Annotated in this window: 22 protein-coding genes and 1 pseudogene; 17 read left to right on the top strand and 6 right to left on the bottom strand. The window is 72.1% G+C overall.

Going from position 1 to position 26,149, the window contains the following annotated elements; genetic code table 11:
• Nucleotides 1–111: 111 nt before the first annotated feature.
• Entirely contained in the window at nucleotides 112–1,917 is a 1,806-nt protein-coding gene (locus tag GTY58_RS10065) for a 3-hydroxyacyl-CoA dehydrogenase family protein (RefSeq protein ID WP_010983348.1), read from the bottom strand.
• 379 nt (nucleotides 1,918–2,296) lie between these two features.
• Here GTY58_RS10065 and GTY58_RS10060 point away from each other — a divergent pair, with 379 nt between their 5' ends.
• Entirely contained in the window at nucleotides 2,297–2,887 is a 591-nt protein-coding gene (locus GTY58_RS10060; protein WP_037647346.1) for an adenylosuccinate lyase, read from the top strand.
• 31 nt (nucleotides 2,888–2,918) lie between these two features.
• Here the strand turns inward: GTY58_RS10060 and GTY58_RS10055 are convergent.
• The 4 genes and pseudogenes from GTY58_RS10055 to GTY58_RS10045 form a co-directional block, all read right to left on the bottom strand.
• Nucleotides 2,919–3,410: pseudogene (locus GTY58_RS10055) on the bottom strand (GNAT family N-acetyltransferase); the annotation flags it as partial.
• 20 nt (nucleotides 3,411–3,430) lie between these two features.
• Complete coding sequence (locus GTY58_RS41295) at nucleotides 3,431–3,556, bottom strand: hypothetical protein (protein WP_255253725.1); 126 nt, start codon at nucleotides 3,554–3,556, stop codon at nucleotides 3,431–3,433.
• 65 nt (nucleotides 3,557–3,621) lie between these two features.
• Nucleotides 3,622–5,199, bottom strand: a complete 1,578-nt coding sequence (locus GTY58_RS10050) for an alpha/beta hydrolase (protein WP_010983345.1) — start codon at nucleotides 5,197–5,199, stop codon at nucleotides 3,622–3,624.
• Nucleotides 5,200–5,335: 136 nt separating this feature from the next.
• Nucleotides 5,336–6,376: an Rv2578c family radical SAM protein gene (locus GTY58_RS10045; RefSeq protein WP_010983344.1), complete on the bottom strand. Its 1,041-nt coding sequence runs from the start codon at nucleotides 6,374–6,376 to the stop codon at nucleotides 5,336–5,338.
• 160 nt (nucleotides 6,377–6,536) lie between these two features.
• Between GTY58_RS10045 and GTY58_RS10040 the strand changes: the two genes are divergently transcribed.
• From GTY58_RS10040 to GTY58_RS09995, 10 genes are all read left to right on the top strand, one after another.
• On the top strand, nucleotides 6,537–6,980 hold the full coding sequence (locus GTY58_RS10040; protein ID WP_010983343.1) for an SRPBCC family protein: 444 nt from the start codon (nucleotides 6,537–6,539) through the stop codon (nucleotides 6,978–6,980).
• Nucleotides 6,981–7,133: 153 nt separating this feature from the next.
• Nucleotides 7,134–9,512, top strand: coding sequence for an MFS transporter (locus GTY58_RS10035; RefSeq protein ID WP_010983342.1), 2,379 nt, complete (start codon nucleotides 7,134–7,136; stop codon nucleotides 9,510–9,512).
• Nucleotides 9,513–9,709: 197 nt separating this feature from the next.
• Nucleotides 9,710–12,172 (top strand): SpoIIE family protein phosphatase, encoded by a 2,463-nt coding sequence (locus GTY58_RS10030; protein ID WP_010983341.1) that lies wholly within the window; start codon nucleotides 9,710–9,712, stop codon nucleotides 12,170–12,172.
• 137 nt (nucleotides 12,173–12,309) lie between these two features.
• The gene (locus GTY58_RS10025; RefSeq protein ID WP_010983340.1) at nucleotides 12,310–13,035 is read left to right on the top strand and encodes a class I SAM-dependent methyltransferase; all 726 of its coding nucleotides are present in this window, start codon (nucleotides 12,310–12,312) and stop codon (nucleotides 13,033–13,035) included.
• A gap of 104 nt (nucleotides 13,036–13,139) precedes the next feature.
• On the top strand, nucleotides 13,140–13,973 hold the full coding sequence (locus tag GTY58_RS10020) for a M55 family metallopeptidase (protein WP_010983339.1): 834 nt from the start codon (nucleotides 13,140–13,142) through the stop codon (nucleotides 13,971–13,973).
• Nucleotides 13,966–15,288 (top strand): M20/M25/M40 family metallo-hydrolase, encoded by a 1,323-nt coding sequence (locus GTY58_RS10015; RefSeq protein WP_010983338.1) that lies wholly within the window; start codon nucleotides 13,966–13,968, stop codon nucleotides 15,286–15,288. Before GTY58_RS10020 ends, GTY58_RS10015 begins: the two co-directional genes overlap by 8 nt.
• Before the next feature lie 13 nt (nucleotides 15,289–15,301).
• Nucleotides 15,302–17,302: a prolyl oligopeptidase family serine peptidase gene (locus tag GTY58_RS10010; protein ID WP_010983337.1), complete on the top strand. Its 2,001-nt coding sequence runs from the start codon at nucleotides 15,302–15,304 to the stop codon at nucleotides 17,300–17,302.
• The gene (locus tag GTY58_RS10005) at nucleotides 17,302–18,231 is read left to right on the top strand and encodes an LD-carboxypeptidase (protein ID WP_037647347.1); all 930 of its coding nucleotides are present in this window, start codon (nucleotides 17,302–17,304) and stop codon (nucleotides 18,229–18,231) included. Before GTY58_RS10010 ends, GTY58_RS10005 begins: the two co-directional genes overlap by 1 nt.
• A 51-nt stretch (nucleotides 18,232–18,282) precedes the next feature.
• The gene (locus tag GTY58_RS10000) at nucleotides 18,283–18,825 is read left to right on the top strand and encodes a GNAT family protein (RefSeq protein WP_010983335.1); all 543 of its coding nucleotides are present in this window, start codon (nucleotides 18,283–18,285) and stop codon (nucleotides 18,823–18,825) included.
• A gap of 26 nt (nucleotides 18,826–18,851) precedes the next feature.
• Nucleotides 18,852–19,748 carry an arginase family protein gene (locus tag GTY58_RS09995; RefSeq protein WP_010983334.1) on the top strand — a complete coding sequence of 299 codons (897 nt, stop codon included), beginning with the start codon at nucleotides 18,852–18,854 and terminating at the stop codon, nucleotides 19,746–19,748.
• A 77-nt stretch (nucleotides 19,749–19,825) separates the two neighbouring features.
• On the opposite strand, the gene GTY58_RS09990 is transcribed toward GTY58_RS09995, so the two are convergent.
• Complete coding sequence (locus GTY58_RS09990; protein WP_010983333.1) at nucleotides 19,826–20,179, bottom strand: VOC family protein; 354 nt, start codon at nucleotides 20,177–20,179, stop codon at nucleotides 19,826–19,828.
• Between the two features lie 157 nt (nucleotides 20,180–20,336).
• Here GTY58_RS09990 and GTY58_RS09985 point away from each other — a divergent pair, with 157 nt between their 5' ends.
• The 6 genes from GTY58_RS09985 (at nucleotide 20,337) to GTY58_RS09960 (ending at nucleotide 26,132) form a co-directional block, all read left to right on the top strand.
• Nucleotides 20,337–20,858, top strand: a complete 522-nt coding sequence (locus tag GTY58_RS09985; protein ID WP_037647523.1) for a phage holin family protein — start codon at nucleotides 20,337–20,339, stop codon at nucleotides 20,856–20,858.
• Between the two features lie 268 nt (nucleotides 20,859–21,126).
• Nucleotides 21,127–22,488: an NAD(P)/FAD-dependent oxidoreductase gene (locus GTY58_RS09980; RefSeq protein WP_010983331.1), complete on the top strand. Its 1,362-nt coding sequence runs from the start codon at nucleotides 21,127–21,129 to the stop codon at nucleotides 22,486–22,488.
• Nucleotides 22,485–24,335 (top strand): transketolase, encoded by a 1,851-nt coding sequence (locus GTY58_RS09975; RefSeq protein ID WP_010983330.1) that lies wholly within the window; start codon nucleotides 22,485–22,487, stop codon nucleotides 24,333–24,335. Before GTY58_RS09980 ends, GTY58_RS09975 begins: the two co-directional genes overlap by 4 nt.
• Before the next feature lie 203 nt (nucleotides 24,336–24,538).
• Complete coding sequence (locus GTY58_RS09970) at nucleotides 24,539–24,886, top strand: gas vesicle protein (RefSeq protein ID WP_010983329.1); 348 nt, start codon at nucleotides 24,539–24,541, stop codon at nucleotides 24,884–24,886.
• A gap of 56 nt (nucleotides 24,887–24,942) precedes the next feature.
• On the top strand, nucleotides 24,943–25,368 hold the full coding sequence (locus GTY58_RS09965) for a gas vesicle structural protein GvpA (protein ID WP_010983328.1): 426 nt from the start codon (nucleotides 24,943–24,945) through the stop codon (nucleotides 25,366–25,368).
• Nucleotides 25,365–26,132: a GvpL/GvpF family gas vesicle protein gene (locus GTY58_RS09960; RefSeq protein ID WP_010983327.1), complete on the top strand. Its 768-nt coding sequence runs from the start codon at nucleotides 25,365–25,367 to the stop codon at nucleotides 26,130–26,132. The genes GTY58_RS09965 and GTY58_RS09960 overlap by 4 nt, the downstream gene beginning before the upstream one ends.
• Nucleotides 26,133–26,149: the final 17 nt, after the last annotated feature.

The following is a 26,149-nucleotide window of genomic DNA, read 5'->3' as shown; positions in this document are numbered from 1 at the left end:
GGGGAGCGTGCACGTCCGGGATTCCCCCCGCCCGGCGTGGGCGGGGGGTGGCCGGCCGGATCGAGGAGTCCGCCCCAGTCGGGGCTGTCCGCGAACCAGTCGTCGGGACGGTCAGCGCTTGGCATATTCGCGGAAACCACGGCCGGTCTTGCGGCCGAGGCAGCCCGCGGCCACCAGGTGCTCCAGGAGCGGCGCCGGGGCCAGGCCCGGGTCGCGGAACTCGCGGTGCAGGACCTTCTCGATGGCCAGGGAGACGTCGAGGCCGACGACGTCCAGGAGTTCGAAGGGTCCCATCGGGTACCCGCCGCCCAGCTTCATCGCGGCGTCGATGTCGTCGAGCGTCGCGTAGTGCTCCTGCACCATCTTGATCGCGTTGTTCAGGTACGGGAACAGCAGCGCGTTCACGATGAATCCGGCCCGGTCGCCGCAGTCCACGGGGTGCTTGCGGATCTTGGCGCAGACCTCGCGGACCGTGGCGTGCACATCGTCACCGGTCAGGACCGTGCGGACCACCTCGACCAGCTTCATCGCCGGAGCCGGGTTGAAGAAGTGCATGCCGATCACGTCCTGCGGGCGCGAGGTGGCACGGGCGCAGGCGACGACGGGCAGCGAGGAGGTGGTGGTGGCGAGGATCGCGCCGGGCTTGCAGACCTTGTCGAACGTGGCGAACAGCTGCTGCTTGATCTCCAGGTCCTCGGCGACGGCCTCCAGGGCGAGATCGACGTCCGCGAAGGCGTCGTACGAGCCCGCCGGGGTGATCCGGTCCAGGGTCTCGGCCGCGGCCTCGGCCGTGAGCCGGCCCTTGTCGACGGAACGCGACAGGGACTTGCCGATCCGGGCCTTGGCCGTCTGCGCCTTCTCCTCGCTGCGGGCGGCGAGGACGACCTCGTACCCGGCCTTCGCGAAGACCTCGGCGATGCCGGACGCCATGGTGCCGGAGCCGGCGACGCCGACCGAGCGGACCGTACGGCCCTGCTCCCCGGGTCCTCCGGAGAGCGGCGTCAGCGCGTCCCGCACGACGGTGGCGCTGCCGGGCTCGTCGTACGAGTAGAAGCCGCGTCCCGACTTGCGGCCGGTCAGGCCCGCCTCGCTGAGCTGCTTGAGGATCGGCGCGGGGGCGTGCAGGCGGTCGCGGGACTCGGCGTACATGGCCTCCAGGACGGTGCGCGCGGTGTCGACGCCGATCAGGTCGAGCAGGGCGAGCGGGCCCATGGGCAGTCCGCAGCCCAGCTTCATCGCGGCGTCGATGTCCTCGCGGGAGGCGTACTTCGCCTCGTACATCGCGGCGGCCTGGTTGAGGTAGCCGAACAGCAGCCCGTCGGCGACGAAGCCGGGGCGGTCGCCGACCGCGACGGGCTCCTTGCCGAGGTCGAGCGCGAGGTTGGTGACCGCGGCGACGGCGGTGGGCGCGGTCAGCACGGACGAGACGACCTCGACCAGCTTCATCGCGGGCGCCGGGTTGAAGAAGTGCAGCCCGAGGACGCGCTCGGGGTGCGCCGAGTCGGCCGCGAGACGCGTGACCGAGAGGGCGTTGGTGCCGGTGGCGAGGATGGTGTCCGCACGCACGATGCCGTCGAGGGCGCGGAGGACCTGCTGCTTGATCTCGTACGACTCCGGGGTCACCTCGATGACCAGGTCGGCGTCGGCCGCGGCCTGAAGGTCGGTGAAGGTGCGGAAGCGGGCGAGGATGTCGCCGCGCTCCTGCTCGGTCAGCCGCTCACGCTGCACGGCGCGGGCGGTCGAGGCCTCCAGGGCGGTGACGGCGTGGCCGGCGGCGGCCTCGCTGATGTCGATGCCGACGACCTCGCGGCCGGCCCGGGCGAGGACCTCGGCGATGCCGGTGCCCATCGTGCCGAGGCCGATCACGGCAACGGTCTTCAGCGGGGACAGAGAGGGGTCAAACGGGGGAGTGGCCATCGCGGGACTCCAGGAATGAGGGTGACGGCTGAGGAGCGCACGCGGGTGCGCCGGCGGGCGCACACGGTGCGAAGGGATGCGAGGAGTGCGGGTGTTGCCGGGCTGACGAGCGCACACGCCCGGTGCCGTCCGGGGGCGTGCACACGCCCGGGGAACGGTGAGGACCGACCGGCTCTGTCCCGGAGCCGTGCCGTGATGAGGTACCTGAGGTACCGAACCGACCAGCACTCACGACGGCTGCGTCACCAGGCCGTCATAAGCAAATCCGCGAGTGGGTAACTCGCTCGATTGAGCTTAACCCGCGGGTAACGAGCGCGCCAGCCCCCGTGTTTGTGATGTACGTCCCCGGAGACCGAGTCGGTTGCCTAGGCTCGGCCTCATGGACGAAGAGTTGCGATCACTCACGGAGCGTCGTCTACGGAACGAGGCGGGGGCCTCGGTGGCCTACGAGCGTCTGCTGGCGACCGGCGATGTGGAGGAGCTGGCCGCCGCGCTCACCGAGCCGGGACAGCCGCTGTGGGCGCGGGAACTGGTCGCCTTCCGGCTCGGTGTGGCCGGGGACCGGCGGGCGTTCGAGGCGCTCGTCCTGCTGCTCAACCACCGCGATCCGCAGCGCTGCGCGTCCGCCGCGTACGCCCTGGCCCGGCTCGACGATCCGCGCACCGCCCGGGCGGCCGCCGCCCTCGCCACCAATGAACTGCGCGTCGCCTACGCGCTCCATCCCGTGCGGCTGCTGGTGGAGTTGCGGGCCCCCGAGGCAGTGCCCGCGCTGATCACCACGCTCCGGCGGAGGCTGCGGCCGCACGACCCGTACCGCCGGGTCGCCCTCGCGTGTGTGGAGGGGCTCGGCGCGCTGGGGGACGTCCGGGCGCGGGAGGTGCTCACGGACGCCCTCGCGCATCCGGCGCTCGCACAGGCGGCGGCGGGCGCACTGAAGCGGCTGCCGGGGCCGCGGGCGCCTCGGGAGTAGCGGGACCGCGCCCGCCTCGGTGGGGAGCGCCGAGGGCGCGGACGTACCGCACCTCGGGCACCGTGACGCCGTGCACCTCGAAGGGCTCCTCGGCGCCGTCCGGGGCGAATCCGGAGCGCTCGTAGAAGCGCCGCGCCGGGGCGTTCTCCTTCAGCACCCACAGGAACATGTGCCGGTGTCCCGCGGACGCGCACCGCCGCGTCGACTCCCGCAGCAGAGCCTGCCCGACACCCTTGCCCACCTCATCGGGGCGTACATAGATCGCGTACAACTCGGCGTCCCGCGTGCGGACTTCACCGTCCCGGTACGGCCCGTGGCAGGCCCAGCCGACGACTTCACCGGCCCGCTCGGCGACCAGGTTCACCATCGTGCCGTCGCCCTTGACCAGATGGGTGCGGCGCCGCTCGGCGTCCGCGTCGAGGTCGAGCGCGTCGAGGTACGACTGGGGTATCAGCCCCGCGTAGGCGGTCTGCCAGCCGCGGATGCGGATCGTGGAGACGTGGTGACAGTCGTCGAGGGTCATCTCCCGGACCAGGACGCCGGTCACGTGCCCACCACCGCGGCATCCCGGCGGCGACCGGGACGTACGCGCGGGTGCTCGACGATCCGGCGGCCCCGCGCCGCCGCGGCTACCCCGTCGGGGGCGGGGACGCGGGTCAGTTCACTCATGCGTCCATGGTGGACCATGGGTCTGACAACGCCCCCGACGGGCCGCGGCCGTTTCGCGCGAGGCCTCAGCCGCGGAAGCCGAGCAGCCCGTGCAGCGCCGAGCCGCGGGCCGCGGAGGGCAACGCCTTGGTGCTCGACGGCGCCGGGTCGGGCACCTTCTTGCACACCGCGTCGATGTCGCCGCCGCCGTGCGGCACCTTTCCGTTGGTGAGATATGTCGCCAGGTGCTTGTCCAGACAGGCGTTCCCGCTCAGCGTGATGCCGTGGTTCCCGCCGCCCTGCTCGACCACCAGGCTGGAGCCGCGCAGGAGGTGATGGACGGTCACGCCGCCCTCGTACGGGGTGGCCGCGTCGTTCGTCGCCTGGAAGAGCAGCGCCGGCGGCAGCGCGTTGTTGGACAGGTCCACCGGACGTGCCGAACTCGTCGGCCAGAACGCGCACGGCGCGTTGTACCAGGCGTTGTTCCAGGCCATGAACGGCGCCTTCTCGTACACCGCCCAGTTGTCCTTGCGCCACTGGTTCCAGTCGCGCGGCCAGGACACGTCACGGCACTGCACCGAGGTGTAGACGCTGTAGCCGTTGTCTCCCGCGGCGTCGACCGCGCCGAAGTTCGCGTACGCCTTCACCAACGGGTCGGAGTTCTTGTCGTTCACATAGGCCGCGAACGCCTCGGCGAGGTGGGGCCAGTAGCCGTTGTAGTAGCCGCCGGGGATGAAGGTGTCCTCCAGCTCGGAGGCGCCCACCTTCTTCTGGGCCGGCTTCTTGGCGAGCGCCGCCCGCATCGCGTACCACTTGGCCCCGACCTTGGCCGGGTCGGTGCCGAGCTTGTACGTCTTGTTGTGCTTGGCGACCCACGCCAGGAACGCCAGATGGCGGTCGTTGAAGGCGTAGTCCTGCGCGATGTTGTCGTCGTACCAGACGCCCGTGGGATCGACGATCGAGTCGAGGACCAGCCGGCGTACCCGGTCCGGGTAGAGCTTCGCGTAGACGGCGCCGAGGTAGGTGCCGTACGAGTAGCCCAAGTAGTTGATCTTCTTGGCGTCGAGCGACTGGCGGATCGAGTCCAGGTCGCGTGCGGCGCTGATGGTGTCGAGGTACGGCAGCAGGCTCGCGTACTTGGTGCCGCACGCCTTGGCGAAGGACGTCGCACGGGAGACGTTGGCCTTCTCCAGGGCGGGAGTGCTGGGCACGGAGTCCGGGCGTACCGGCTTGAAGTGCCCCGGCTTGCAGTCCAGGGCCGGCTTGCTGCTGCCCACGCCCCGCGGGTCGAAGCCGATCACGTCGTACTGCGCCGCGACCGCCTTGGGCAGCGAGGACGCGACGAATCCGGCGAGCGCGAGACCGCTGCCGCCGGGGCCGCCGGGGTTGACCAGCAGCGGGCCCTGGTACGTCTTCGCGGTGTGCGGGACCCGGGACAGGGCGAGCGTGATCTTCCGCCCGCCCGGGTGCGCGTGGTCGAGCGGCACCTTCAGGGACGTGCACTGCAGTTTCGGAAAGTCGGCGGTGCCGCACTTCTTCCAGGTGAGCTTCGCGGCGGATGCGGTCCGCGCGGTGCGTGGAGCACTCGCGTCGGCAGGTGCGGTGGTGAGCATCCCGGCCACCATCACGGCGGCACCGCACAGCACGGCTGCGCGTTTTCTCAAGCGAGGCCTCCCAGGACGCAGGGTGTCGGACCGCGGGTGTCACGGCCCTCGCCGCATCGTCCCGGAAACGGCGCCCGGAAGAACGTGTTCTGTCGAGACTTGACCCAATTGGGTAGCGGGATGCGCTCGGATGCCCTCAGAGCAGCGTGAGCTGCGTCGGCTCGGGCGTCGGCGGCGTCTCGGGTTCGGGTTCGGGTATCCGGCGCGGCATCCCCGCGCGCGTGGGGCCGATGCCGTACTCCTGGGCCAGTTCGTGGACCTGACGGGTGATCCGGCGCTGGTACCACTTGGGGGCGTACGCGCCCTCCGCGTACAGGCGCTCGTAGCGGCGCACGAGGTACGGGTGATGGTGCTCGAGCCAGGCCATGAACCACTCCCGGGCGCCGGGCCGCAGATGCAGCACCAGGGGCGTGACGGAGGTGGCCCCGGCGGCGGCGATCGCCCGTACGGTGGCGCGGAGTTGGGCCGGTTGATCGCTCAGGAAGGGGATGACCGGGGCCATCAGGACGCCGCAGCCGATGCCGTGCTCGCTCAGGGTGCGCACGACGTCCAGGCGGCGCTCCGGGGCCGGGGTGCCCGGTTCGACGGTGCGCCACAGCTCGTGGTCGGTGAAGCCGACGGACACGGAGATGCCGACGTCGGTGACCTCGGCGGCCTGCTCGAGGAGGTCGAGGTCGCGCAGGATCAGCGTGCCCTTGGTGAGGATCGAGAAGGGGTTCGCGTGGTCGCGCAGGGCCGCGATGATGCCGGGCATGAGCTGGTAGCGGCCCTCGGCCCGCTGGTAGCAGTCGACATTGGTGCCCATCGCGACGTGCTCCCCGTGCCAGCGGCGTGAGGCGAGCTGGCGGCGCAGCAGGTCCGGCGCGTTGATCTTGACCACGATCTGCGAGTCGAAGCCGAGACCCGTGTCGAGGTCCAGATAGCTGTGCGTCTTGCGGGCGAAGCAGTACACGCACGCGTGTGTGCAGCCTCGATAGGGGTTCACCGTCCACTCGAACGGCATGCGCGAGGCCCCCGGCACCCGGTTCACGATCGAGCGGGCCCGGATCTCGTGGAAGGTGATGCCGCGGAACTCCGGGGTGTCGAAGGTACGGGTGGTCACCGCGTCCGCGCCGAACAGCGCGGCGTCTCGGGCGGGGTCCCCGGCGGGGCCCGCTGTGAGGTTCTCCCAGCGCATGACGCCTCCTCGGTAGCACTGACCACAGAATAGAACACATGTTCCCTTGATCGTGCGACCTCGCCTTTCGGTGGCTGAGGGGCACCCCGATTTGGGCGGCCGGGCCACGGGGTGGTTGGCTGACCGTCAACCCCGAGAATCCAGGTGCTGGAGGAACGCAATGGCGCAGGTCGAAGCCACGACGGAGCGGATCATCGCGGCGGACGCGGAGAAGGTGTTCGACGCCCTCGCCGACTACAGCGACGCCCGCGCGAAGGTGCTGCCGGAGCACTTCAGCGAGTACGAGGTGCGCGAGGGCGGCGACGGCGAGGGCACCCTCGTCCACTGGAAGCTCCAGGCCACCAGCAAGCGCGTCCGCGACTGCCTCCTCGAGGTGACCGAGCCGACCGACGGCGAGCTCGTCGAGAAGGACCGCAACTCCTCGATGGTCACCACCTGGCGGGTCACCCCGGCCGGCGAGGGCAAGTCCCGCGTCGTCGTCACCAGCGTGTGGAACGGCGCCGGCGGCATCGGCGGCTTCTTCGAGAGGACCTTCGCGCCCAAGGGCCTCGCCCGGATCTACGACGCGGAACTCGCCAACCTCGCCGCCGCGATGGAGAAGTAGCCCAAGAGGCAATCATCCGGGGCGCGTTGCCACCCTCACCGTTTCGAGTGGATCTCCCGGTCCTGCGGTAGTACGCCGTAACTCGTCGCGCTTGCTCGTAGTTGTCGCGGAAAGCGGCAATTGTGCGGCGAGCGCGACGATGGGGAGCGAGACGTGGGCGGGACCACTCTGGTCAAGGACGAGCCGGCCGCCGAGCCCTCGGACACCCCCGCCCCACCGGCGCCCGGGCCCGCGCAACTCGGCCCGCGCCGGGTGCGGTTGGTCTTCTGCGCCCTCATGCTCGCCATGCTGCTCGCCGCCCTCGAGCAGATGATCGTGGCCACCGCGCTCCCGAAGATCGTCGGCGAGCTGCACGGTCTGGACAGGATGTCCTGGGCGATCACCGCGTATCTGCTCACCGCCACCGTCGCACTGCCCGTCTACGGAAAGTGCGGCGATCTCTTCGGCCGCAAGGGCGTCTTCCAGTTCGCGATCGTCGTCTTCGTCGTCGGCTCCGTGCTCGCCGGCCGGGCGCGGACCATGGATCAGCTGATCGCCTTCCGCGCGATCCAGGGCCTCGGCGCCGGCGGACTCATGATCGGCGTCCAGGCGATCATCGCGGACATCGTCCCGCCACGCGAACGCGGCCGCTTCATGGGCCTGATCGGCGCCGCCTTCGGTCTCGCCTCCGTCGCCGGGCCCCTTCTCGGCGGCTATTTCACGGACCACCTCTCCTGGCGGTGGTGCTTCTACATCAACGCGCCCTTCGGCCTGGTCACCCTGGCCGTCGTCACCGTCGCGCTGAAACTGCCCAAGCCCCTCACCAAGGCGCGCCTCGACGTTCTCGGGGCGCTGCTGCTGGCCGTGGCGTCCACCTGCGCGGTACTGCTCACCAGTTGGGGCGGCACCGAGTACGCGTGGGACTCGCGGATCATCCTGGGGCTCGGCGCGGGCGCGTGCGTCGCGGCCGTCCTCTTCCTGGTCGTCGAGCACTTCGCGCCCGAACCCCTCATCCCCCTGCGGCTGTTCAGGGACTCCGTCTTCAACGTCACCGGGCTCGTCGGACTCGTCATCGGTGTCGCGCTGTTCGGCGCGGCCAGCTATCTGCCGACCTTCCTCCAGATGGTCGACGGCGCCTCGGCCACCGAGTCCGGACTGCTGATGCTGCCCATGATGGCGGGGATCGTCGGCGCCTCGATCATCGCCGGGCAGCTCATCAGCCACACCGGCCGGTACCGGATGTGGCCGATCCTCGGCAGCGTCCTGGCCGCCGTCGGCATGTGGCTGCTCTCCCGGCTCGAAGCGGACACGCCCCGGCTCCAGTACAGCATCTGGATGGCCGTCCTCGGCGCCGGCATCGGCATGGTGATGCCGGTCCTGGTCCTCGCCGTGCAGAACTCGGTGCGCCCCGCCGACCTGGGCACCGCGACCAGCGCCAACAACTACTTCCGGCAGATCGGCGGCAGCGTCGGCGCCGCCGTGTTCGGCACACTGTTCGCCCATCGGCTCGCCGACGCGCTGGAGGAACGCCTTCCCACGCGCGCGGGCGCCCGGCTTCCCGACCCCGAGTCCCTCACCCCGCAACTCGTCCACGCGCTTCCCCCGGACCTGCGCGACGGCTATGTCGCCGCCTACGCCGACGCCATGCCGCGCATCTTCCTCTTCCTCGTGCCGGTGCTCGTCCTGGGCCTGCTCATCGCTTTCTTTCTCAAGGAGAAACCACTGGTGTCCCACAACGCCCCCGCCGAGCCCGTCTCCCTCGCCCAGGTCCCGCAGGCGCGTTCGCCGTACGCCGCCGGTGTGCCCGTCTGCGGCACCGTGCAGCACCCCGACGGCACCGTCGTGCCGCGCGCCGCGCTCACCCTCATCGACGTCGCGGGGCAGCAGATCGGACGGGGGGCCAGCGGCGAGGACGGACGGTACGCGCTGTCCACGCCCGGATCAGGGTCGTACGTCCTGATCGCCGCGGCGGGCGGCCACCAGCCGCAGGCCGTGTCGGTGACCGTCGGCGAGCGTCCGGTGGAACTGGACGTCGTGCTCGGCGGCGCGGGCAGGCTCGCCGGGAGCGTGCTCACGGCGGACGGCACCCCCGTGCGCGAGGCCATCGTGACCCTCACCAACGTCCACGGCGAGGTGGTCTCCACCACCCGCAGCGGACGCGAAGGGGGCTACGTCATCACCGAGTTGGTGGCCGGGGAGTACACCCTGGCCGCCAGCGCCCCCGCGTTCCGTCCGGCCGCGCTCCCCGTCACCGTGCAGGCCGCGCGTGAGACCCGGCAGGACGTGGAACTGGCCGGCGGTGCGGTGCTGCGGGGCACGGTACGGGCCGGGGGTGGGCGGCCCGTCGAGGACGCGCGGGTGACGCTGCTGGACGCGGCGGGCAACGTCGTCGACACGCTCACCACGGGCGGTGACGGAACGTTCCGGTTCGTCGATCTCTCGTCGGGGGAGTACACGGTCATCGCGGCGGGCTATCCGCCGGTGGCCACCGTGCTCCAGGTCGCCGGGGGCGGCAGGACGGAACGCGACTTGCAGTTGGGGCACGAGGACTGACCCGACCGGGACACGAGGACTGACCCGCCGGACGGCTCTCCCCGGCGGGACCGGAGCGCGTGCGGACCGTGTCGTACGCCGGAGCCGCCCCCGGAGACTCAAATTCCCGTATTGCCACACATCGCGACCGACCGCCGCCGTACCGTGGTGAGGGCGGCACAGATCTTGCGGAGCCGTGGGGAGAGAGGGCCTGGGCCATGGAACGTGGCACCGAGTGGGGCGCACCTTCCGGCCACGGAGCTGGGCACGGCGCGGTGGAGCGGGCCACCGCGGCCGGGCGTATCCCCCTCGCCGTGGTCGTCGTCGACCGTGCGGGCCTGGTCTCGCACTGGAGCAGGGGCGCACGCCGGCTGTTCGGCACATCGAGGGAGGACGCGGTGGGCCGTCCCGCCGTCGACCTGCTCCCCGTCTCCGGGGCGCTCCCCGACGACGAGATCGCGCCGTACGGTGCGTACGCGGCGTATGAAGGGTTGGGCCCCGACCTGGAGTCCTCCCTCGGCGGATGGCTCTCCTACCCGGCCGCCGGCCGGGCCCGGCTCCGGGTGCCGGAGCGTGACCGCATCGACGTGCTGTGGTGGGCGTACCCCCTGGTGGGCCCGGGCCCCGAGCGGCTGCTGGTGCTGGCCGCCGACGCGGACGCGCTGCGCCCCGACGCCCGGGGTGCCGAGGGCGTCGCCGTCGAGCGCATCGCGCCCGGCTTCGCCCTGCACACCGACTTCCCCGGCGCCGAGGAGCTGGCCCGCGAACTGCCCGAGATCCTGCCCAGCATGAGCGTCGGCGAGAGCGCGCGCATCGTCTCGCAGGTTCTCGAACTGGGTTATCCCGTACTGGAGTTCAGTCAGAACGACCGGGTGCCCGTCACTCCCGACTGGGGTGTGCCCCGGCGGGCGGAGCGCAAGGCGCGTCGCGAGCGGGCCGCCAGGGCGGTGGCGTCGGGCGAGAGCGTGCCGCAGGACGTCCAGGACGAGGGCGAGGACCTCGAGTACGTCGCCGTACGCGAACGCCTGGAGTTCCTCAACGAGGTCAGCGGACGCATCGGCACCTCGCTCGATCTGGCGCAGACCATCATCGAGGTCAGCAAGGCCGTCGTACCGCGCTTCACGGACGTCGCGGGCACCTATCTGCGCGAACAGGTCGTCGCCGGCGAGGGCTTCCCCGACGGCGTGCCCGACACCACCACGATGTGGCACCGGGTCGCCGTCGAGCACACCGACGAACCGGGCCGCTGGGACGACGTCGTACCGGTCGGCGAGGCCATGCCGTTCCCGGCGCACACGCCGTTCTTCCAGTGCATGACCAGCGGGCAGCCCGTTCTCGTGCCGCGCATCAGCGAGCAGATGGGGCACGCCATCGCCGCGCAGTTCGAGAAGCGCGACATCCGGCCGCTCATCAACAACCGCTCCATGCTGGTCGTGCCCCTGAAGGCCCGCAACGTGGTGCTCGGCTTCATGATCCTGCTGCGGCATCCGGAGCGCGTCGAGTTCAACGACATGGACCGGGTCACCGGCGCCGAACTCGCCGCCCGCGCGGGCCTCGTGCTCGACAACGCGCGCATGTACACCTACCAGGAGAGCGTCGCCGAGACCCTCCAGGACAGCATGCTGCCGCACATCGCGCCCCGCATGGCCGGCTGCGACATCGCGACCCGCTATCTGCCGGGCACGTTGCTGGGACGGGTCGGCGGTGACTGGTTCGACTCGGTGAAACTGCCCGGCTCCCGCACCGCCCTGGTCGTCGGCGACGTCATGGGTCACGGCCTGAACTCCGCCGCGATGATGGGCCAGTTGCGTACGGCCGTACAGACCATGGCGGCGCTCGACCTGCCGCCCGCCCAGCTGCTGCGCAACCTCGACGACCTCGCCCAGCGGCTCGGCGACACCTACCTCGCGACCTGTCTGTACGCGGTCTACGACCCGATCACGAGCGAGCTGGAGATCGCCAACGCGGGCCACATACCCCCGGTGCTGGTCCGCGCCGAGGACGGCCGCAGCGAACTGCTCGACCTGCCGACGGGTGCGCCCATCGGCGTCGGCGGGGTGCCGTTCGAGTCGGTACGCGTGCCCGTGGCGCCCGGGGACCGGCTGGTGATGTGCACCGACGGCCTGGTCGAGGTGCGCGGCGAGGACATCGGGGTGGGTCTCGCCACCCTCTGCGAGTCCGCCGCCCACCCCGCCGCCTCCATGGACGACGCCTGCGACACCATCATCCGCGCCCTCAACGTCCGGGGCGGACGCAAGGACGACGTGGCGCTGCTGATGGCCCGGCTGGGCGGCATCGCCCCCGAGGACGTCGCCCTGTGGCGCTTCGCCCTCGACCCCGTCGAGGTGGGCCGGGCGCGTGCGGCGGTGCGTGAGCAACTGCACGAATGGGGACTGAACAGCCTGGCGGACAACGCCGAGTTGATGGTCGGCGAGCTGGTCACCAATGCCGTACGCCATGCCCGCAGCCGTCGGGTCGAGCTGCGTCTGGTGCGCGGCGAGACCCTGCTGTGCGAGGTCGATGACGAGGACCACACGCTGCCGTCGCTGCGCGGCGCGGGACCTGCCGACGAGTTCGGGCGGGGTCTGCGGGTGGTCAGCACACTGGCCCGGGAATGGGGGGCCAGCCGTACGAGCGCGGGCAAGACGGTGTGGTTCGAACTGACACTGCCGAGACGCTGAGCCGCCGTGATCGGTGTACGCGGACCGAACGGGCGGTAACGGAATGCGTCACGTGCTTGTGGCCGCGCGCCCTGCGCGGTAGACCGATCTGACCCGTCAGGTCCGACGGGTTGCGGTCGCACCCCGGGGAGCTGGGCATGAGCGTGACGAGTAGGTACCGGGAGGCCTGGGAGGGCTTCTGGCGCGAGGCCCCCGAAGGACAGGGGGCCGTCTTCTGGGACGCGGAGCCCATACTGACCGCGGGCGTCCATCTGGCACTGTTCGAGCCGCGGTTGACGGCCCCGGGCCTGCCCCTCGTCGACCTGGGCTGCGGCAACGGCACCCAGACCCGCTTCCTGGCCGACCGTTTCCCGCACGTCGTGGGCGCCGATCTGTCGGCCGCGGCCCTCGACCACGCCCGTCGTGCCGACCCCGCGGGCCAGGCCACGTACCGGCTGCTGGACGCGGCCGAGAAGACCGAGGCCGAGACCCTGCACGCCGAACTGGGCGACGCCAACATATATATGCGGGGCGTGCTCCACCAGTGCGAGCCCGACGACCGGCAGCCGCTCGTCGACGGCATCGCGACCCTGCTGGGCGACCGCGGCCGGCTCTTCCTCGTCGAACTCGCCGAGGCCGCGGGAGTGGTGCTGAAGGGCCTGGCGCGGAGCCCCCAAGGACCGCCGCCCAAGCTCGCACCCGTCTTCCGGCACGGCATCGCCCCCGGCGAGGTGGCGGACGCCGCGGTCCCCGCCTACCTCGACGCCGCAGGTCTCACGGTTCTCGCGAGCGGCGAGCTGCCCCTCGTCACCACCGAGTACCGGCCCGACGGCACGCGCATCGAACTGCCGTCCAGGTGGCTGCTGGCAGGGCGTGGGGCCTGACCGGCAGCGGGACGCCGGGCCGCGGGCGGACGAGTAACGCCGCCTCCACACCCGGCGACGCGGGTCCTGGCCCGGGGGTTCGTCAGCGCGTAGCGTGACGCGGTATGAAGATCCTGATCAGCGCCGACATGGAGGGCGCCACGGGTGTGACCTGGCCGGCCGATGTGCTGCCCGGGACCCCGCAGTGGGAGCGGTGCCGGTCGATGTTCACCTCCGACGTGAACGCGGCCGTGCTCGGCTTCTTCGACGGCGGCGCCGACGACGTGCTCATCAACGAGGCACACTGGTCGATGCGCAATCTCCTGCTCGAACGGCTTGACGAGCGGGCGGAGATGCTCACCGGCCGCCACAAGTCGTTGTCCATGGTGGAGGGCGTACAGCACGGAGACGTGGACGGCATCGCGTTCATCGGCTACCACGCGGGCGCCGGCATGGAGGGCGTCCTCGCGCACACCTACCTCGCCAACTCCATCACCGGCGTGTGGGTGAACGACGAGCGGGCCAGCGAAGGACTGCTCAACTCCCACGTCGTCGCCGAGTACGGGGTGCCGGTCGTCCTCGTCACGGGCGACGACGTGGCCTGCGAGGACGCGCTCGGATACGCGCCCGAGGCGCTCAAGGTCGCCGTCAAGGACCATGTCTCGCGCTACGCGGCCGTGTGCCGTACGCCGTCCAGGACCGCCGCCGACATCCGTGCCGCGGCCAAGGAGGCGGCCTCGCTGGCCGTGCCGCACGAACCCGTCGTGGGCGGGCCGTTCACCGTGGCGCTCGAGTTCGACGCCGAGCACCTCGCGATGGCCGCCACCGTCGTGCCGGGTGTGGGGCGCATCGGAGAGCGGAAGGTGTCGTACACCAGCGGGACCATGTACGAGGGGATCCGCACCTTCAAGGCGGTCACCACGATCGTCTCGGCCGCCGTCGAGGAGCAGTATGGCTGAAGCACCGGCACTCGAAGAGGTCGTACGGTTCACCTCCGACCTCATCCGCATCGACACGACCAACCGCGGCGGCGGGGACTGCCGCGAGCGGCCCGCCGCCGAGTACGTGGCTCAGAAGCTGGCCGAGGCGGGTCTCGAGCCCACGCTGCTGGAGCGCACCGAGGGCCGTACGAACGTCGTGGCGCGCATCGAGGGCACCGACCCCCTCGCCGACGCCCTCCTCGTGCACGGTCACCTCGACGTGGTGCCCGCGCAGGCCGCGGACTGGAGCGTGCATCCGTTCTCCGGGGAGATCCGCGACGGCGTGGTCTGGGGCCGGGGCGCGGTCGACATGAAGAACATGGACGCGATGATCCTCGCGGTCGTACGGGACTGGGCGCGCGAAGGCGTGCGACCCCGGCGCGACCTCGTGATCGCCTTCACCGCCGACGAGGAGGCGAGCGCCGTGGACGGCTCCGGCTTCCTCGCCGACCGGCACCCCGGGCTCTTCGAGGGCTGCACCGAAGGCATCAGCGAGTCGGGGGCGTTCACCTTCCACGACGGCGCCGGCCGACAGCTCTATCCGATCGCGGCGGGCGAGCGTGGCACCGGCTGGCTCAAGCTCACCGCCCACGGCCGGGCGGGCCACGGCTCCAAGGTGAACCGGAGCAACGCGGTCACCCGCCTCGCCGCCGCCGTCGCGCGTATCGGCGCACACGCGTGGCCGCTGCGGCTCACGCCGACGGTGCGCGCTGCGCTCACCGAACTCGCGGCGGTCTACGGCATCGACGCCGATCTCGACGACCTCGACGACATGGACGACATGGACGGCCTGCTGAAGAAGCTCGGCCCGGCCGCCGCGCTCGTCGAGCCGACCGTCCGGGGCAGCGCCAACCCGACCATGCTGAGCGCCGGTTACAAGATCAACGTGATTCCGGGGGAGGCCGTCGGGTATGTCGACGGCCGCTATCTGCCCGGCGGTGAGGACGAGTTCCGCACGACCCTCGACCGGCTCACCGGGCCGGACGTGGAGTGGGAGTTCGAGCACCGCGAGGTGGCCCTCCAGGCGCCGGTGGACTCGGTGACGTACGCGAGGATGCGGGCCGCCGTCGAGGAGTTCGCACCCGAGGGACATGTCGTGCCCTACTGCATGTCGGGCGGCACGGACGCCAAGCAGTTCTCGCGTCTCGGCATCACCGGATACGGGTTCGCGCCGCTGAAGCTCCCGGAGGGCTTCGACTACCAGGCCCTCTTCCACGGCGTGGACGAGCGCGTCCCCGTCGAGGCCCTGCACTTCGGCGTCCGCGTGCTCGACCGCTTTCTTCGCACCGCCTAGGACGGGGGACAGGATGCAGACCCTGGCGTACGGTTCATGGCCCTCGCCCATCGCGGCGGGGCTCGCGGCCGCGCACGACGGGCAGCCCGAGTTCGTGGGCTTCGTCGGGGACGAGGCCTGGTGGACCGAGCCGCGGCCCACCGAGGGCGGCCGGCGCACCCTCGTACGCCGCAGGGCGGACGGCGTGGAGGAGTCCGTCCTGTCCGCGCCGTGGAACGTGCGCAGCCGGGTCATCGAGTACGGCGGCCGCCCCTGGGCGGGGGCGGCCCGCCCCGAGGGACCGCTGGTCGTGTTCGTCGACTTCGCCGACCAGCGGCTCTACGCCCACGAGCCCGATACCCCCGGTGCGCGGCCGCGCCCCCTCACGCCCGTTTCCCCGGTCGGCGGCGGACTGCGCTGGGTCGACCCGCGGCTGCGTGTCGAACGCGGCGAAGTGTGGTGCGTGCTGGAGGAGTTCACCGGCGACGGGCCCACGGACGTACGCCGCGTGGTGGCCGCGGTGCCGCTGGACGGTTCGGCGGCCGAGGACCGGGGCGCCGTGCGGGAACTCACCGACGGGCGGCACCGGTTCGTCACCGGGCCCCGGCTCTCGCCCGACGGGCGGCGCGCGGCCTGGCTCGCCTGGGACCACCCGCGGATGCCGTGGGACGGCACGGAGCTGATCGTCGCGGAGGTCGCCGGTGACGGGACGCTGCGGGAGGCCCACACGGTCGCCGGCGGCCCCGACGAGTCGATCGCCCAGGTGGACTGGGCCCATGACGGGTCCCTGCTGTACGCCAGCGACCGCACCGGCTGGTGGAACCTGTACCGCGACGACGAGCCGGTGTGCCCCCGCGAGGAGGAGTTCGGCGGCCCGCTGTGGAAGATCGGGCAGCGCTGGTTCGCCCCGCTGGAGAGCGGACTGATCGCCGTGGTGCACGGGCGGGGCGCCACCGCGCTCGGCATCCTCGACCCGGAGACCGGCGAGGTGGTCGACGCCGCCGGCCCCTGGACCGAGTTCGCCGCCACGCTCGCCGTGCACGGCACCCGGGTCGTCGGCATCGGCGCCAGCCCGCGCAGCGCCTACGAGGTGGTCGAGCTGGACACCCTCCCCCAAGCTCTCGGCTCCGATCGAGCAGGGGCAACCCCCGTCGCCCGCGCCCGGGTGATCGGCGCCGCGCACGACGACCCGGTCGACCCCGCGTGCTACCCCGAGCCGCAGATCCGCACGTTCACCGGGCCGGTGGGGCGCGAGATCCACGCGCACATCTACCCTCCGCACAACCCCGGGTGCGTCGCGCCCGGCGACGAGCTGCCGCCCTACGTCATCTGGGCGCACGGCGGCCCCACCAGCCGGGCGCCCCTCGTCCTCGACCTGGAGATCGCCTACTTCACCTCGCGCGGCATCGGGGTCGCCGAGGTCAACTACGGCGGATCGACCGGGCACGGGCGGGAGTACCGCAACCGGCTGCGTGAGCAGTGGGGCGTCGTCGACGTCGAGGACTGCGCGGCCGTCGCGCTCGGCCTCGCCGAGGAGGGCACCGCGGACCGCGCCCGGCTCGCCATCCGCGGGGGCAGCGCGGGCGGCTGGACGACGGCCGCGTCCCTGGCGAGCACCGAGGTGTACGGCTGCGGCACGATCCTCTATCCGATCCTCGACCTCGCCGGCTGGGGCTCGGGGGAGACCCATGACTTCGAGTCGCAGTACCTGGAGTCGCTGGTGGGGCCGCTCGCCCAGGTGCCGGGGCGCTATGCCGAGCGGTCGCCCGCGGAGCACGCCGACCGGATCACCGCGCCGTTCCTGCTGCTCCAGGGGCTGGACGACGTGATCTGTCCGCCGGCGCAGTGCGAGCGGTTCCTGGCGCGGATGCGGGGGCGGGGGGTGCCGCACGCGTATCTCGCCTTCGAGGGGGAGGGGCACGGGTTCCGCCGGGCCGACACGACGGTGCGGGTGCTTGAATCGGAGCTCTCCCTGTACGCGCAGGTCTTCGGGCTGAATCCGCCCGGTGTCCCGACCCTGGAGCTCACCACGTGATGTCGACGACCCCGCTGAACCGTCCCGCCCGCCTGGCCCCCGGCGCCCGTGTCGCCGTGATCGCGCCGAGCGGCCCGGTCCCCGAGGAACGGATTCAGGCGGGCCTCGACATCCTGCGGGGCTGGGACCTCGACCCCGTCCCGACCCCGCATGTCCTCGACCGGCATCCCCGGTTCGACTACCTGGCGGGCACCGACGCCGACCGGGCCGCCGACCTCCAGTCCGCCTGGTGCGCCCCGGACGTGGACGCGGTGCTGTGCGCCCGCGGCGGGTACGGGGTGCAGCGGATGGTCGACCTGCTCGACTGGGACGCGATGCGGGCCGCCGGGCCCAAGGTGTTCGTCGGGTTCAGCGACATCACCGCGCTGCACGAGGCGTTCGCCACCCGGGCGGGCCTCGTCACGCTGCACGGGCCCGCGGCGGCGGGCGCCGACTTCATCAAGAACGCGCGGGCCCAGGAACATCTGCGGGCCACGCTGTTCGAGCCGGAGTCCGTGCGCACCATCGCGTCCGGCGGCCCAGCGCTGGTTCCCGGCCGGGCCCGGGGCGTCACCCTGGGCGGCTGTCTGAGCCTGCTGGCCACCGACCTCGGTACCCCGCACGCCCGTGCCGGGGCCCGGGACGGGCTGCTGATGCTCGAGGACGTCGGCGAGGCGGCGTACCGGATCGACCGGTCGCTCACGCAGCTCCTGCGCGCCGGCTGGTTCGACGGGGTCGCCGGGATCGCGCTCGGGTCGTGGGAGAGGTGCGGTCCCTACGAGAAGCTGCGCGCGGTCTTCGCCGACCGGCTCGGCGGACTCGGGGTGCCGGTCGTGGAGGAGTTCGGGTTCGGGCACTGCGAGGGAGCGCTGACGATCCCGTTCGGCGTACGGGCCGAACTGGACGCGGACGCGGGAACGTTGACACTGGACGAACCCGCGCTCCGCTAGGTCCTGTCGTCAAAAGGCCCTGGCACGCGCCGTCCGTCGTACTGTGTCGGGGTGTCTGAGAACTCCCGCTATCTCGCCGAGGGCCCCCGCGTGGGCCTGCGGCCCTTCACCTACGACGACGAAGCCGAGTTCCTCGCCCGGGTGCGGGAGAGCAAGGACCTGCACCGGCCGTGGCTGTTTCCGCCCGACAGCCCGGACGCGTACCACGCCTACGCGGGTCGGCTCATCGAGGACCCGACGAAGGCCGGCTTCCTGGTGTGCGAGAAGGACGGCGGCGGTATCGCCGGGTTCATCAACATCAACAACATCGTCGCGGGCTCCTTTCTGAACGGGACACTCGGATACGGCGTCTTCGCGCATGCCGCCGGGCGCGGGCTGATGGGCGAGGGGCTCGCACTCGTCGTCGCCCACGCGTTCACCACCCTGGGGCTGCACCGGCTGGAGATCAACGCGCAGCCGGGCAACGCCGCCTCCATCGCCCTCGCCCGCCGCTGCGGCTTCCGGCTCGAGGGGTTCTCGCCGGACTTCCTGTACATCGACGGAGCCTGGCGGGACCACGAGCGCTGGGCGATCACGGCGACCGGCCCTCGCTGAGCTTGCCCTTCGGCGAGGATGAACCCATGCGAAGCATCGTCGTCCTGGACGCCCCCTCCAACCTGGGCCTGCGCCCGCCCGCCCCGGGCACCGTGCCCGGCTGCTACAAGCTCGCCGGCGCGCTGCGGGAACAGCGCATCGTGCAGCGCCTGGGCGCCTTGGAGGGCGGCGTCGTCGTACCGCCGCGCTACGACCGCGGGGAGTGGCAGGAGGGCGACGGCGTCTTCAACGCGGCCGCCCTCGCCTCGTACACCCGCAAGCTGGCCGACCGCATCGAACACCATGTACGCGCCGGTGATCTGCCGGTCGTCCTCGGCGGCGACTGCTCCATCCAGCTCGGCGCCTCGCTCGCACTGCGCCGCATCGGGCGGTACGGGCTGGCCGCGGTGGACGCCTCCGCGGACTTCCGCCACCCCGGCAACTCGGACCGCGTCGGCGCCGCGGGCGGCGAGGAACTGGCGCTGGCCACCGGGCGGGGGCAGGAGGACCTGACCGACATCGAGGGGCTGCGGCCGTATCTGCGGGACGAGGACGTACGGCTCTTCGGCATCCGCGACGACGATCCGGAGCGGACGGAACTCGGCGCGCTGAAGATCGCGACCGTCACCGTCGGCGACCTTCGCGCATGGGGTGCGGACGCGCTCGCCCGGGCCACGGTGGAGGCCTTCGAGATACCGCAACTCCAGGGGTTCTGGGTGCACTTGGACGCGGACGTCCTCGATCCGTCCGTCATGCCCGCCGTCGACAGCCCCGACCCGGACGGGCTGCTGCCCGACGAGGTCGTCGCGCTGCTGCGGCCGTTGCTGCGCTCCCCGCACTGCGCCGGTCTCAACGTCACCATCTACGACCCCGACCTGGACCCGGACGGGACGGCCGGGGCGCTGCTGGCCGACATCGTCGTGTCCGCGTTCGACGCGTCCTGACCGGACGGCGGACCCGGACACCGGACCCGGACACCGGACCCGCGCACCGGACCCGGCCGGGCCACGGGGCCGAGGACTCAGTCCGCTGCCCGCCGGTCCACGTACTCGTACACCGAGCCGTCCGGGTGCATCGCGATCAGATTGCGGCCCACCGGCGTGGCCACCGGCCCCGCCAGGATGTGGGCGCCCGAGTCGCCGAGCACTCGGTGGGCCTCGTCGACGTCCTTCACCGCGATCGTGGCCGCGACCTTGCGCAGGACGTCGAGTTCGGCCTCCGGCCCGCTCATCAGCAGGAAGCAGCCGACCGCGGCGACCTGGACGCCACCGCGCTCGAAACGCAGCGCGCTGCCGCCCGCCAGTCTCTCGTAGAACGGGACCGAAGCCTCCAGGTCGTCGACGCAGATACGCAGCGTGGCTCCCAGAATCTCCATACCGCAGAGCCTAGTTGGGACCGGCGGGGGAGGAGATCGCTTCGGACCGATCCCCCGCCCCGGCCGGATGTTCCGCCGGCTCCGGGTCCGGCGCTTCGCCGTGCGTACGGCGTCACGCGCGGAGTTACGGGAGCGGAGGCCCGGGTACCCGGGCCGCATGAAGCCTCTCGATCACCTGGAACATCTGGACAAGAGCCTGGTCGACGAGCTGGCGCAGGTCGCCCGCGAGACCATCCGCGACGAGCTGCGCGAGCAGAGTCGCAAGCAGCGCCGCACGGCCACGCTCTACGCCGCTTCGGGCGCCGCCGCCCTCTACGCGGGTGCCGCGCTGGCGGTCGCCCTCGGCCTGGCGCTGTCGCTCGGCCTGCCGGGCTGGGCGGCCGCCCTGATCACCGCCGCCGTGCTCGGTGTCGTCGCCCAGCTGCTGCGCGCCGCGGCGCGGCCGTCGCCGTCCCGGCCCACGACCAGGTACGACCTCGAACCGGCAGGCGACCATGGCCGGGTCGTCGGGGGCACCCCGCCCGCCGGGCCGCCGGGCGGCCTCGGCATGCCGTACCCGCCGGTGCCGCCGGTCGCGCCCGGCGCGCCGATGCCGGGAACCGCGGAGCCGGGTGCGCCGCGTCAGGACGACATGGACCCCGAAGCACCGCACCACCGGGGCCGCCGAGCGGGCTCCTGACGGGGGCCGGCTCGGTCCGGGCGTCGCGGGGCCGTCGCGATGACGGGGGCCGACGGCGGTCCCGCGCGTCGTCTTACGGGAGGTGGTGGCGAGATCCGCAGGACGTGGCCGTACTCGGGCAGGGGCGGCACCTCCGCGACGGGGGCGGGTCGGTTTCCCGGCCGGATATCCCCGCCGGAGGGGGGAAACGCGCGGGGCCGTCGGGTTTGGGTGACCCCTCCCAGGGGACGCGGAAAGTCCGTACGAGCGAACCCGCCGGAGGCGAATCGTGAGTCGACCCCGCATCCTGATCGTCGGTGCCGGCTTCGCCGGATACCAGACGGCCCGCACCCTTTCCCGGCTGACCCGGCACAAGGCCGACATCACTCTCCTGAACCCGACGGACTACTTTCTGTATCTGCCCCTGCTGCCCCAGGTCGCCGCCGGCATCCTGGAGCCGCGCCGCGTCACCGTCTCCCTCGCCGGCACACTGCCCCACGTGCGGCTGGTGCTCGGCGAGGCCCAGACGGACGGCATCGACCTCGACGCTCGCACCGTGCGCTACACCGGCCCGGAGGGCGACGTCGGCACACTGACGTACGACCGGCTGGTGCTCGCCGCCGGCAGTGTCAACAAGCTGCTGCCCATTCCCGGCGTCGCCGAGCACGCACACGGCTTCCGGGGACTGCCCGAGGCGCTGTATCTGCGCGACCACGTGACCCGCCAGGTGGAACTCGCCGCCGCGGCGGCCGACTCCGAGACCTGCGCCTCCCGGTGCACCTTCGTGGTGGTCGGCGCCGGTTACACCGGAACCGAGGTCGCCGTACAGGGGCAGCTGCTCACCGACGCGCTGGTGCGCAACCGGCCGCTGCGCGAGGGCAGGCGGCCACGCTGGCTGCTGCTCGACGTCGCACCCCGGGTCCTGCCCGGACTGGACGAACGGCTCTCGCGCACCGCCGACCGCGTGCTGCGCAAGCGGGGCGTCGAGGTGCGCATGGGGACCTCCGTGAAGGAGGCGACGTCCGACGGAGTCCTGCTGTCCGACGGCGAGTTCGTCGACACCCGCACCCTCGTATGGTGCGTCGGGGTGCGGCCCGACCCGCTCGCCGAGTCCCTCGGACTGCCGATGGAGAGCGGCCGGCTGCTCGTCGAGCCGACCCTCCAGGTCCCCGGCCACCCCGAGGTGTTCGCCTGCGGCGACGCGGCCGCCGTACCCGACCTGGAGAATCCGGGCCAGTACACCCCGATGACCGCCCAGCACGCCTGGCGGCAGGGGAAGACCGCCGGCCACAACGTGGCCGCCTCGTTCGGCATCGGCACCCGCCGCCCCTACCGCCACCGCGACCTGGGCTTCGTCGTGGACCTCGGCGGGGTGCAGGCCGCCGCCAACCCCCTCGGCATCCCCCTGTCCGGCCCGCTCGCCGGTGCCGTCACCCGCGGCTACCACCTCGCCGCCATGCCCGGCAACCGTGTCCGCGTCGCCGCCGACTGGCTGCTGGAGGCCGTACTGCCGCGCCAGGCCGTGCAGTTGGGTCTGGTGCGGTCCTGGTCGGTGCCCCTGGACACCGCGTCGCCGGAACTGGCACGGATGCCCGGCGCCCCGGAGAGGCTCGCCACCACTGACACCCCCACTACGGAAGGACCCTCATGAACACCCGTCAACTCACCGAACTGGGACAGCAGTTGCGGGTCGACAGTGTCCGTGCCGCGGACGCCGCGAGCTCCGGGCACCCCACCTCCTCGATGTCCGCCGCGGACCTGATGGCCGTACTCCTCGCCCACCACCTCCGCTACGACTTCGACCGTCCCGCCCACCCCGGCAACGACCGCTTCATCCTTTCCAAGGGACATGCCTCGCCGCTGCTGTACGCCGCCTACAAGGCGGCCGGCGCCATCGACGACGCCGAACTGCTCACCTTCCGCGAGCTCGGCAGCCGCCTCGAAGGGCACCCCACGCCCCGCCGGCTGCCCTGGGTCGAGACGGCCACCGGCTCGCTCGGCCAGGGTCTGCCCGTCGGCGTCGGCATCGCGCTGTCCGGAAAGCGGCTCGAGCGCACCGGTTACCGTGTCTGGGTGCTGTGCGGCGACAGCGAACTCGCCGAGGGCTCCGTGTGGGAGGCCGCCGAGCACGCCGGGTACGAGCACCTCGACAACCTCACCGCGATCGTCGACGTCAACCGCCTCGGCCAGCGCGGCCCCACCCGGCACGGACACGACCTGGACGCCTACGCCCGCCGGTTCCAGGCCTTCGGCTGGCACACCATCGAGATCGACGGTCACGACGTGGACGCCGTCGACCGTGCGTACGGCGAGGCCGAGTCCACCAGCGGCCAGCCCACCGTCATCCTCGCCCGCACCCTCAAGGGCAAGGGCGTCGCGGCCGTCGAGGACCGCGAGGGCCTGCACGGCAAACCGCTGCCGGACGCCGAGGAGGCGATCGCCGAACTCGGCGGCGTCCGCGAGCTGCGCATCGAGGTCCAAGATCCCCCGGCGGCACGGGTGTTGCACGCCGTGGCCGCGCCGGGACAGGTGGAGCTCCCGCGCTACGACAAGGGTGACGAGGTAGCCACCCGCGACGCCTACGGGCAGGCGCTCACCGCGCTCGGCGGCGCCCGCGAGGACGTCGTCGCCATCGACGGCGAGGTCGGCGACTCCACCCGCTCCGAGTACTTCGCCAAGGAGTATCCCGACCGCTACTTCGAGTGCTACATCGCCGAGCAGCAGATGGTCGCCGCCGCCGTCGGACTCGCCGCCCGCGGCTGGGTGCCGTACGCCGCGACCTTCGCCGCGTTCCTCACCCGCGCCCATGACTTCGTGCGCATGGCGTCGATCAGCGGTGCGGGCATCAACCTCGTCGGCTCGCACGCCGGCGTGTCCATCGGCCAGGACGGGCCCTCGCAGATGGGACTGGAGGACCTCGCGATGTTCCGGTCGGTGTACGACTCGACCGTCCTCTACCCCTGCGACGCCAACCAGACGGCGAAGCTCGTCGCCGCGATGGCCGGCCTCGACGGCGTCCGCTATCTGCGGACCTCGCGCGGCGCGTCGCCCGTCCTGTACGGGCCCGACGAGGAGTTCCCGGTCGGCGGCAGCAAGGTGCTGCGGTCCTCCGGCGAGGACCGGCTGACGCTCGTCGCGGCCGGCGTCACCGTCCACGAGGCGCTGGCCGCCGCCGACTCGCTGGCCGAGGCGGGCATCCGGGCCCGGGTGATCGACCTCTACTCGGTCAAGCCGGTCGACCGCGACACCCTGCGCCAGGCCGCCGAGGACACCGGCTGCCTCCTCACCGTCGAGGACCACCGCGAGGAGGGCGGCATCGGTGACGCGGTCCTCGACGCCTTCCTCGACGGACGCCCCGTGCCCCGCCTGGTGCGCCTCGCCGTCCGTACGATGCCCGGCTCGGCGTCCCCGGCCGAGCAGTTGCACGCCGCGGGCATCGACGCCGAGTCGATCGCCACCGCGGCCCGGCTGCTGGTGGAACAGGCCGTCGTGCGCTGACCTTCCGAAGCTGCCGTCCGTGCTGATGACGGCGGCTTCGCGCGGACCGCACGTCGTCGTGCCCGGGCCTTAACGGTCCGAGCCCTGCCCGGCGCCCCCTCGGGGGCGCCGGTTCCGCGCATTGCGCGGTTGACCCACGGACTGTTGCGCAGTGTTGGAGGTTTGGCCCTCGCCTTTGTGGCCATTCGAAGGGGGAGGTGGCCATGTCGAACACATCCAACACGTCAAAATCACAAGATTCACAGAATACGCAGGACGCACCGAGAAATGAGCGGGGCGGCACGGCGGAAAAGCGGCCGGGCACGATGGAGGTGCTACGCAAGGCAGGCGCCCAGTTCGCCGAACTCACCGGCCTGGAGGCCGAGTCGGTCTCGTCCTTCGAACGCTCGGAGGACGGCTGGCAGTTGCAGGTCGAGGTTCTCGAACTCGCCCGTGTCCCGGACACGATGAGCCTGCTGGCCAGCTACGAGGTGAAGCTCGACCCGTACGGCGAACTCACCGGCTATCGCCGGGTCCGCCGCTACGAACGCGGCCGGGCCGACGCCCGCTAGACCGCGTCCCCGCCCCACGCTCAACCCATTTGACGGACCAGGGAGGTTCAACCCGCATGACCGTTGTCCCCGCACAGCAGACCGGTGGCGGAGGTGGCTCCAGTGGGCTGTATGACGTTCTGGAGCTCGTACTCGACCGAGGGCTCGTCATCGACGCCTTCGTGAGGGTCTCCCTCGTCGGAATCGAAATTCTCAAGATCGACGTCCGTGTGGTCGTCGCCAGTGTCGACACCTATCTGCGCTTCGCCGAGGCGTGCAACCGGCTCGACCTGGAATCCGGACCGCACAAGAGCCCGGGGCTGCCCGACCTGGTCGGTGACATCACCGAGTCCGGCGCCCGCGGCAAGTCCAAGGGGGCGCTGTCCGGCGCCGCCGAGACGATCTCCGACGCGTTCAAGCAGTCCCGTGAGGAGGGGCAGAGCGAGAGCCGGCCCCGCGCCCGCAAGTCCACCGCCTCGCGCCGGAAGGAGGAGCAGGAGTGAGTACGTACGTCTACGGCATCGCCGCGAGTTCCCACCCCTCGCTCCCCGACGGCATGGGCGGGGTCGGCGAACCGCCGATGCCGGTGCGCATCATCAAGGAGGGCGAGCTGGCGGCGATCGTCAGCGACGCGCCCGAGGGGCTGCGCCCCAAGCGCAGGGATCTGCTCGCCCATCAGAACGTCCTGAACGAGGCCGGAGGCGGCGGCACCGTGCTGCCCATGCGCTTCGGCAGCGTCGGGGCGGACGACGCGGCCGTCGCCGGTGTGCTCGCCGAGCGGGCCGACCACTACAAGGAGCGCCTGACGGCACTGGCCGGCCGGGTCGAGTACAACGTCAAGGCGAGCCACGACGAAGAGGCCGTCCTGCACCGCGTGATGTCCGAGAACACCGAGATACGGGCGCTCGCCGAGGCCAACCGTCAGTCGGGCGGCGGCAGTTACGACCATCGCCTGCAACTCGGTGAGATGGTCGCGGCGGCCGTCCAGCGGCGCGAGGCCGAGGACGCGGTGGACGTGCGGCACACGCTGGAGCCCGCGGCCGACGCGGTGAGCGTCGGCCCCGAGTCGACGGGCTGGCTGGCCAACGTGTCGTTCCTGGTGGCACGCGACGCCGCCGACACCTTCGTCGCCGCCGTCGAGCAGCTGCGCAAGGGCCATCCGCACCTGGACGTGCGGCTCAACGGGCCGCTGCCGCCGTACAGCTTCGTCGAACCCGACCCGTCCGAGTCGGTGGACAGCTTCACCGGCGCCGAGCGGGTCGAGTGACCCGCCGGGCACCGGCG

This window comes from Streptomyces sp. SID5469, from assembly GCF_009862865.1.
GTDB classification, from domain to species: domain Bacteria; phylum Actinomycetota; class Actinomycetes; order Streptomycetales; family Streptomycetaceae; genus Streptomyces; species Streptomyces avermitilis.
The sequence above is the reverse complement of the archived record's forward strand: the minus strand, read 5'-3'. Positions and strand labels throughout refer to the sequence as shown.